Raw genomic sequence first — 7,581 nt, forward strand, 5'->3', positions numbered from 1 at the left:
GGGCCCGGCGCTCGCGGCGGCGGCCGCGGCGGGGGCGCGCGAGCCGGGGGTGTCGGCCTCGGTCGCGGCGCGGGTGGTCCGGGACGTCCCCGCGCGCTCGGCCGACGGCTCCGCGCGCGTCGACGTCGTGGTGGGGGAGCCCGACGACCTGGCCCGGCTCGCGGCGTCGCTGCCGGCCGGGGCAGCGGGTGCAGGGACCGCGGGCGCCGGGGCCGCCGGCGCCGAGGAGGTCACCGGCGAGGTCGTGCTGCGCTGGGAGGGCGAGGACCGCACGGTGCACGCGCTGCCCGGGCTCGCGCTGCCCCGGCCCTCCGCGGGTCGGGACGCGGCCCGTGCCGTGGTCGCGGTGGACGTCGCGGAGCTCGGCGGGGTGGACGCGACCCCGCCGGGCACCGTGTGGCTCGTGGGCCCCGGTGCCGAGGCGGCCGTCCGCGCGGCGCCGCCGCCGGGCGACGCGGAGGTCGCGACCCGGACCGCGGCCCTGCGGGCGCTGCGGGCCGACGTGCTGCCCCGCGCCCTCCTCGGTGCCGCGGGCGCGTCGGTGGCGCTGCTCCTCGCCTTCGTGGCGCTCGCCGTGCTGGTGTCCGCCACCGCAGGCGCCCCTGCGCGGCGCCGCGCCCTGGACACGCTGCGGACCGTGGGCCTCACGGACCGCGAGGCGCGCCGTGTGGCCGCCGGCGAGGTGCTGCCCGCGGCTGTGCTCGCGTCGGTGGCGGGGGCGGCGCTCGGGTGCGGGCTCGCGCCGCTGGTCGTGGGGCCGCTCGGGCTCGGGGCGACGACGGGGGCGGGGTCCGCGGGGTCGGTCGCGTGGGCGGCCGCGGCGCTGCCGGTGCTGGCCGGGCTGGTGGCGGGGACGGCGGTGCTGCGGGTCGAGCACGCGCGGCGGCGGACGCACCGGCTGGGCGAGGTGCTGCGCGCCGGCGGCTGACCCGGTGCGTCGGGTGGTCGGCCGGTGCCGTCGGGAGCTCCCCGGGAGCGCGCTCGCAGCGACCCTCACCCGGCACCCCCCACCGGGGAGGCCACCACCTACCGACCCGCGCGTGCAGCACCCAGCGGGTCCCGGGGACCACCCACGCCACCACTCAGCCGGGCGCGCGGCGCGGACCCTGGGAACCACGCGCCGCGACGGACCGGCCCCGCGGCCCGACCCGGGGGAGACGACCGTGCCGACACCGTCCCGACCGACCGCCGTGCTCGACGGAGCGGTCGACCCGCTCACCAAGGCCCGCCTGCTGGCGGCGCTCCTCGGCCGCCCGATGTCCGGTCCCGAGCTGGACCGGCGCTGCCGGGCCGACGGCGTCGCCGCGGCGGTGTCCGAGCTCGTCCTGGCGGGCTCGGTGCGCCGGACCCCGGACGGCGGCCTGGAGCTGGACCCCGGCCGGCGCTCCGCCGCGCTCGACGCGCTCGCGCGCGACCTGCGTGTCGGGAACCCGGCCGCCGCCGTCCCCCGGCCTCGCGGATGAGCACCCTCGCCGGGGTGTCCCCGCGGCGCGATCCGTCGGAGACTGGGGGCTGACCCCGCCCCGGACCAGGAGCCGCACCGTGACGACGCGCCCGCAGCACCGCAGCGGCCCGATGCCGGGCGCGCACGGCCGCCCGCGGCTGCGCCCGCGCCTCGCCCGGCCCGCGCAGGCGGTGTCCGTGGCGGTGCTCGGTGGTCTGCTCGCGGCGGTGGCGCTCCAGGACGTGCCGACGGGGGCCGGCCGCGCACCCGCCCCGCCGCGCGCCGAGGCGCAGGACCGGGTGGCGTCCGCGCCGCCCGCCGCGGCGGCCGCGGAGCCGACGACGGGCGCGTCGGCACCGGCCGTCCTGCCCGACCTCCGGCCGACCGGCGTCGCCGACCCCGGGTCCGTCCCGGCACCGCTCGCGCTGCCCGAGACCCCCGCGCCGCCCGCCGCGCTCGTGCCGCCCGCCCGTGCCGCCCTCGACCTCGGCCTGCACCCCGTCGACGACCCCGCGAGCCCGTGGGTGGTCGTCAACAAGGCCCTGCCCGTCGCGCCGGCCGGCTGGGCGCCGGCGACGCTCACGACCGTCGCCGGGTACCAGGTCCGCCCCGAGGTCGCCGGGCCGCTCGAGCAGATGCTCGCGGCCGCGTCCGCCGACGGGGTCGCGCTCACGCTGCGCAGCGCGTTCCGCTCGTACGACGACCAGGTCCGGGTGCACGCCGACCTCGTCGCTCGCGTCGGCCAGCAGCACGCCGAGGAGGTGAGCGCCCGCCCCGGGCACAGCGAGCACCAGACCGGCCTGGCGGTCGACGTCGGGAGCACGACCCGTCCCGACTGCGACTTCCAGGACTGCTTCGGCGACACCGCCGAGGGCCGGTGGGTCGCGGCCCGCGCGGGCGAGTTCGGGTTCGTCGTGCGGTACACCGCGGCGAACCGGGCCGTCACCGGGTACGCGCCCGAGGGCTGGCACCTGCGCTGGGTGGGGACGGAGCTCGTGGCGGAGCTGGAGCGCCGCGGGGTCACGACGCTCGAGGAGGTGTTCGGGCTGCCCGGCGGCCCGGACTACCCCTGAGCCCGTCCGGGCGCGCTCAGCGCGGGTCCTCCGGCGTGCTCGTCCCGCGGCCCTGCTGGCGCAGCCACTGCGAGTCGTCGTTGACGTAGGCGTAGTAGAGCCCGATCAGCAGCCCGCCGCCGATGAAGTTCCCGACCAGCGCGATCCCCACGTTCCCGGCCGCGGCGCCGAGGTCCAGCCCCTCCTGCAGGCCGACGACCGAGAACAGCACCGTGTTCGCGACCGAGTGCTCCAGGCCGAGGAACGCGAAGATGAACACCGACGTGATCATGACCAGGCACTTGGTCAGGTCGTCCTTGATCAGCCCGTTGTAGACGAGCAGCATCGCGACGTTGATGCAGAAGTTGCACAGCACCGCCCGCACCAGCAGGTCGAGCCAGCCGGACGGCCCGTCGGTGACGTACGCGAGCTTGTGCTCGACCGACGCGACCATCTCGTCCAGCGGTGCGCCGTCGGTGATCGTCGACAGGCGCAGCAGCACCGCGACGAACAGGCCGCCGGCGAGGTTGCCCAGGTAGCAGAGCCCGAGCATCCGCAGCGCCCGTGGCCAGCTGGTCCGGCGGTGGTAGGCCCCGATCGAGACGATCATCATGTTCGAGGTCAGCAGCTCGGACCGCGAGTAGTAGATGAACACGAGCGCCCAGCCGAACACCACCGACCCGACCAGCCGGCCGACCGGCCGGACCGAGCCGTCCCCGATGCCCCCGAACGCGCCGAGCACCGCGTAGTACGTGGCGTACAGCAGGCCGATGAGCACGCCGGCCATGGCCGCGCGCTGCAGGTACCGGCGGGCCAGGCCGCCGGACATCGTCGTCTTGGTCTCCAGCACCTCGAGGGCGGTGCTGATGAACTGCTTGCCCGGGAAGAGGGACTGCGGGTCGGCGGCGCTCACCGCGCACAGGCTGCCACACCGGAACCCCCCGGGTGAAGACCGGGCGCCGGGCTCATCACCGCAGGTGGGAGGCCCGATGACACAGGAGACCCGCGACGGACCGCGGGCGGGACGAAGGACCATGACGGCCACAGCGATCGACGCACCAACCGCACCACCCGCACCCCCCACGGACTGGGAGGCCGCGGTCGACGAGCTCGCCCTGCTGGCGGACTCCGACGCCGGGGCCTGCGTCCGCCGGGCGGAGGACCTCATCGCCGAGGCGGTCGCCAGTCGGGCCGGCGGGGCCGAGATGCGGCTCGCGTACTACGCCGCGGTCGCGCACCACGCGCTCGGGGAGGACCTCCGGGCGCTGGAGCGGGCGGTCCGTGCCGAGCACCTGGCCCGGGAGCGCGGAGCGCTGGTGTGGCAGTCGCGTGCGCTCGCCCGGCAGGGGCTGGTGCACCACGACCTCGGCCACACCGAGGACGCCGTGGACCTGCTCACCCGCGCCGCCGAGCTGCGCCGGGAGGCGGACGACGTCGCCGGCACCGCCGACGTGCTCACGATCCTGGGCTCGGTCTACACGTCGATGCCGCACTTCGCGCCGCAGGCTGCGGGCGTGCTCACCCAGGCGCGCCGCCTCTGGCTGACGGCGGGGGACCCGGATCGCGCGTCGATCGCGCTGGCGAACCTCGCGCGCACCTTCGTCGAGACCAGCCGCCGGCTCGCGGTGGACAACCCGCGGGGCGCCCGCGCGTCCGCCCGCCGCGCCCTCGGGCTGGCGCTGGAGGCCGTGGACGAGTCCGACGCCGCCGGCCTCGCCCGGACGGCGGTCGACGCGCGCCTCACCGCCGCGATCGCGCACCTGCTCGCGGGGGACCGGGAGGCCGCGGCGGGCGTGCTCGACGCGGCCGGCGCGATGCTCGCGCGGTTCCCGGCGGCGGGGCTGCAGCTGTCCCTGCACCGCATCCGCGCCGGGATGCTGCTGGACGGGGGCCTGCTGCCGGAGGCGGTGGCGGAGGCGCGCGAGGGCATGACCCTCTGCGACGCCCTGCGGCGGCCGGCGGAGCGGACCGAGCTGCTGCGGGTGCTCGCCGACGCGCACGAGGCGCTCGGCGACCCGGTGTCCGCGCTCGCCGCGCTCCGCGAGCTGCACGAGCTGACCGTGCGTCTCGGCGACGCGCAGGCCGAGCGCCGCGCCGCGCTGCTCGGCGCGCGGATGGAGGTCGAGCAGGCCGAGCGGCAGGCGGAGGCCGAGCGTCGGCGCTCGGAGGCGCTGGAGGAGCGGAACGCCCGGCTCGCGCACGAGGCGGCCCACGACGGGCTCACCGGCCTCGCCAACCGGCGTACCCTCGACAGCCAGCTGGACCTCTGGACGGCCGAGCGCGGTGCCTTCGCGGTGGCCCTGCTCGACGTGGACCACTTCAAGCGGGTCAACGACACCTACTCGCACCAGGTCGGCGACGCGGTGCTGGTGCGGGTGGCGGCCGCGCTCGAGCACGCGCTGCGCCGGGACGACCTGGCCGCGCGGTACGGCGGCGAGGAGTTCGCGCTGCTGCTGGACGGGCTCACGGGCAACCGGACCGTCGACGTGTGCGACCGGCTGCGCGAGACCGTGGCGAACCTGGAGTGGGACGACCTCATGCCGGGCGCGCGGCTCACCGTGAGCATCGGCGTGGCCGAGCGGATCCCGGGGGAGTCGGTCGCCGACCTGCTCGCCCGTGCCGACGCCGCCCTGTACCGGGCCAAGGCGGCCGGGCGCGACCGGGTGCGGGTGGCGGACCCAGCGGTCTGAGCCGCGGCGTGGTGCGGGCCCGCCCGGGTCAGCCCGCGGTGCCCCGGGCCGCCGCCGTCCGGGCGGCGTCCTCCACCCGCGCCCGGTACGCGGCCCACGCGTCGCCGTCGTGGAACGGCAGGTTCGGGTCGTCCGGTCGCGAGCCCACGGCGCCGTCGATCGTCTCGCGCAGGATGTCGGCGTGGCCCGCGTGCCGCGCCGTCTCCGCGACCACGTGGACGAGGACCCGGTGCAGCGTGACGTCCGCGCTCTCCGGCCGCCACCACGGGACGCGACCCGGCGCGTCGAGGGGCAGCGCCGCGATGGTGGCGTCGGCGTGCGCGGCCGAGAACGCGTGCAGCTCCCGGACCTCGTCGAGCGACTCGTCCGCCGGCACCCACAGGTCCGCGTTCGGCTCGGCGTCGTCCGCGAACCACGGCAGCGACCGGCCGTGCGGGCGGTCGAACACCTCGCCGAGGTAGTCGAGCTGGACGCTGGCCACGTGCTTGACGAGCCCGGCGACGTTCGTGCCGGTGGCCGTGAGAGGCCGGCGCGCGTCGTACTCGGAGAGCCCGTCGAGCTTCGACAGCAGGGAGTCGCGGTTCTCGCGCAGGTACCGGTGCAGCATCGCCTTGTCGTCCATGCGAGCAGTCTGCCGCCGGGGTCCGACACCCGGGGCCCGGGGGCGGTCACCCGGACGGCGCAGGCCTGCGCGCTCCGGGTGCGGGACGGACCCGGCGACCCGACACTGACGACGTGACCGACCGGCTGCTCCTGCTCCGCTCCCTGGCGGAGGCCGTCGCGCGCTCGGGGCCGGGCGCGGGCTCGGGCTTGTGCCCGCCGGCCGTGGAGCGGCTGTGCCGGGCGGCCGCGGACCTGCTCGGGGCGTCCGGCGCCGCGCTCACCTGCGCCCCCGCCGGCGCCGCCCGCTACACGGCGTGCGCGACGGACGACGTCGCGGCCCGGCTCGCGGAGATCGAGGACCTGGTGGGGGACGGCCCCGCCGTGCGCGCCGCGCGGCACGGCCGGACCGTCGGGACCGTGCTCGGCGCGGGCGCGGCCGGGCGCCCGGCCGACCTGCCGCCGGACGTCCCGGAGGTGCCGCCGGTGTTCGCCGTGCTCGCCGCGGACGTGGTGGACCCCGGCACGACGGTCGCCGTCCGCGCGTGGCCGGTCCGGGTGGACGGTCGGGCGGTGGCGGCCCTGACGGTGCACGGCCCGGCCGACGGCGGCCCGGCCGACGTCCTCGCGGACGGGCAGGTGCTGGCCGACGCGCTCGGGCCGTCGCTCGTCGGGCCCGCGGTGGCGAGCGCCCCCGCCCGGGCGCGCCGGCACCGGGCGGTCGGCATGCTCGTGGCCCAGACCGGCCTGGCGCCGGACGACGCGGCGGCGCTGCTGCAGGCGCGCGCGTGGGCGGAGGACGTGCCGGTCGCCGACCTCGAGGACGCCGTGCTCGGCCGGCGCGCGACCTTCGCGGGCGGCGACGCCGCCGACCCCGGCTCCGGTGTCACCCGGCAGGGCTAATCGATCGCAGTTCCGCGGGATGACGGGACGAATCGGGCATCTTGCCCCCGTCCCGCGTGCCACCATGTGCCTGCGCGCCGTCCGCGCGCGACCGGCGACGGGGCTCGGCGAGGAGCCCCGCACGTGCTGCCCAGGGGGACGGACGATGGCTGAGGTGTGTGCGGTGTGGCCGGGCGCGGAGCCCGCGCGCAGCGTGCTGGCGCTCCTGGACGACCTGGTCGGTCTCGTGACGGCGGGCACGGGCGGCGCCGCCGAGGGCGCCGTGCACGCCCACCGGCGCGGCGCCGACTGGCTGATCGCGTCCACCGGGGACCGCCTGACGCGCTCGGGCGCGGCGGTCGACCACGCGGGTCCGTGGCGCGAGGCGCTCGGCACCGGCGCGCCGCTGGTGCTGCCCGACCTGCGTGCGGAGGCCGCCGCGGTCGCCGAGCCGTGGCGGGCCGCCGCGCTGCGGGCCGGGTTCCGCGGCGTCCTCGCGCTGCCGGCGCCGCTGCAGCGGGGCGGCACCGCCGCCCTGACCCTCTACCTGGACGAGCCCGGCGCCTGCGGGCCCGAGGTGGTGCGCCGGGCCTGCGGGTTCGCGGGCGAGATGGCCTCGCTGATCGAGCTGCACAGCACGATCCCGGCGCGCGAGCCCGCGTTGTCCGAGGCCGAGGCGGCGCGCCGCACCCGGGCCTCCGTCGACCACGCCGTGGGCGTGCTCATGGAGGTCCGCGGGTGCGACGAGGACGAGGCGCGGCACGTGCTGGAGGTGCTGGGCGCCTCGCAGGGCCGGACGCTCGAGGCGGTGGCCGCGTCGGTGGTCCGGCACGCCGTGCGCCCCGGCCGCGGGGGTCTCGGCGGCGGCTCCGCGAAGGCGGCCCGGGGCGCCTGAGCCGCCGCCGCGCCCGAG

8 protein-coding genes are annotated in these 7,581 nt (G+C 78.6%); 6 read left to right on the forward strand and 2 right to left on the reverse strand.

The window, feature by feature from the left end; all coding sequences use genetic code 11:
* The 3 genes from KVT14_RS19385 to KVT14_RS23050 all read left to right on the forward strand — a co-directional run.
* Nucleotides 1–928, forward strand: a 928-nt coding sequence (locus KVT14_RS19385; RefSeq protein ID WP_306795865.1) for an ABC transporter permease, incomplete at its 5' end; no start/stop codon positions are given.
* Between the two features lie 235 nt (nucleotides 929–1,163).
* A complete protein-coding gene (locus tag KVT14_RS19390; RefSeq protein ID WP_217617160.1) occupies nucleotides 1,164–1,463 on the forward strand; it encodes a hypothetical protein in 300 nt (99 codons plus the stop codon).
* Nucleotides 1,464–1,542: 79 nt separating this feature from the next.
* Nucleotides 1,543–2,517, forward strand: coding sequence for a D-alanyl-D-alanine carboxypeptidase family protein (locus KVT14_RS23050; RefSeq protein WP_217617161.1), 975 nt, complete (start codon nucleotides 1,543–1,545; stop codon nucleotides 2,515–2,517).
* 16 nt (nucleotides 2,518–2,533) lie between these two features.
* On the opposite strand, the gene KVT14_RS19400 is transcribed toward KVT14_RS23050, so the two are convergent.
* Nucleotides 2,534–3,409, reverse strand: a complete 876-nt coding sequence (locus tag KVT14_RS19400) for a formate/nitrite transporter family protein (RefSeq protein ID WP_308161178.1) — start codon at nucleotides 3,407–3,409, stop codon at nucleotides 2,534–2,536.
* Between the two features lie 121 nt (nucleotides 3,410–3,530).
* On the opposite strand from KVT14_RS19400, the gene KVT14_RS19405 reads away from it, so the two are divergent.
* A complete protein-coding gene (locus tag KVT14_RS19405) occupies nucleotides 3,531–5,186 on the forward strand; it encodes a GGDEF domain-containing protein (protein ID WP_217617163.1) in 1,656 nt (551 codons plus the stop codon).
* 28 nt (nucleotides 5,187–5,214) lie between these two features.
* Here KVT14_RS19405 and KVT14_RS19410 read toward each other — a convergent pair whose 3' ends face one another.
* A complete protein-coding gene (locus KVT14_RS19410; RefSeq protein ID WP_217617164.1) occupies nucleotides 5,215–5,808 on the reverse strand; it encodes a DinB family protein in 594 nt (197 codons plus the stop codon).
* A 113-nt stretch (nucleotides 5,809–5,921) separates the two neighbouring features.
* Between KVT14_RS19410 and KVT14_RS19415 the strand changes: the two genes are divergently transcribed.
* Together KVT14_RS19415 and KVT14_RS19420 are read left to right on the forward strand one after the other, a co-directional pair.
* The gene (locus KVT14_RS19415) at nucleotides 5,922–6,689 is read left to right on the forward strand and encodes a hypothetical protein (protein ID WP_217617165.1); all 768 of its coding nucleotides are present in this window, start codon (nucleotides 5,922–5,924) and stop codon (nucleotides 6,687–6,689) included.
* Nucleotides 6,690–6,834: 145 nt separating this feature from the next.
* Nucleotides 6,835–7,563 (forward strand): ANTAR domain-containing protein, encoded by a 729-nt coding sequence (locus KVT14_RS19420; protein ID WP_217617166.1) that lies wholly within the window; start codon nucleotides 6,835–6,837, stop codon nucleotides 7,561–7,563.
* Nucleotides 7,564–7,581 lie beyond the last annotated feature (18 nt).

Origin of the sequence: Cellulomonas sp. GbtcB1, assembly GCF_019091725.1 — a bacterium.
Taxonomy (GTDB): domain Bacteria; phylum Actinomycetota; class Actinomycetes; order Actinomycetales; family Cellulomonadaceae; genus Cellulomonas.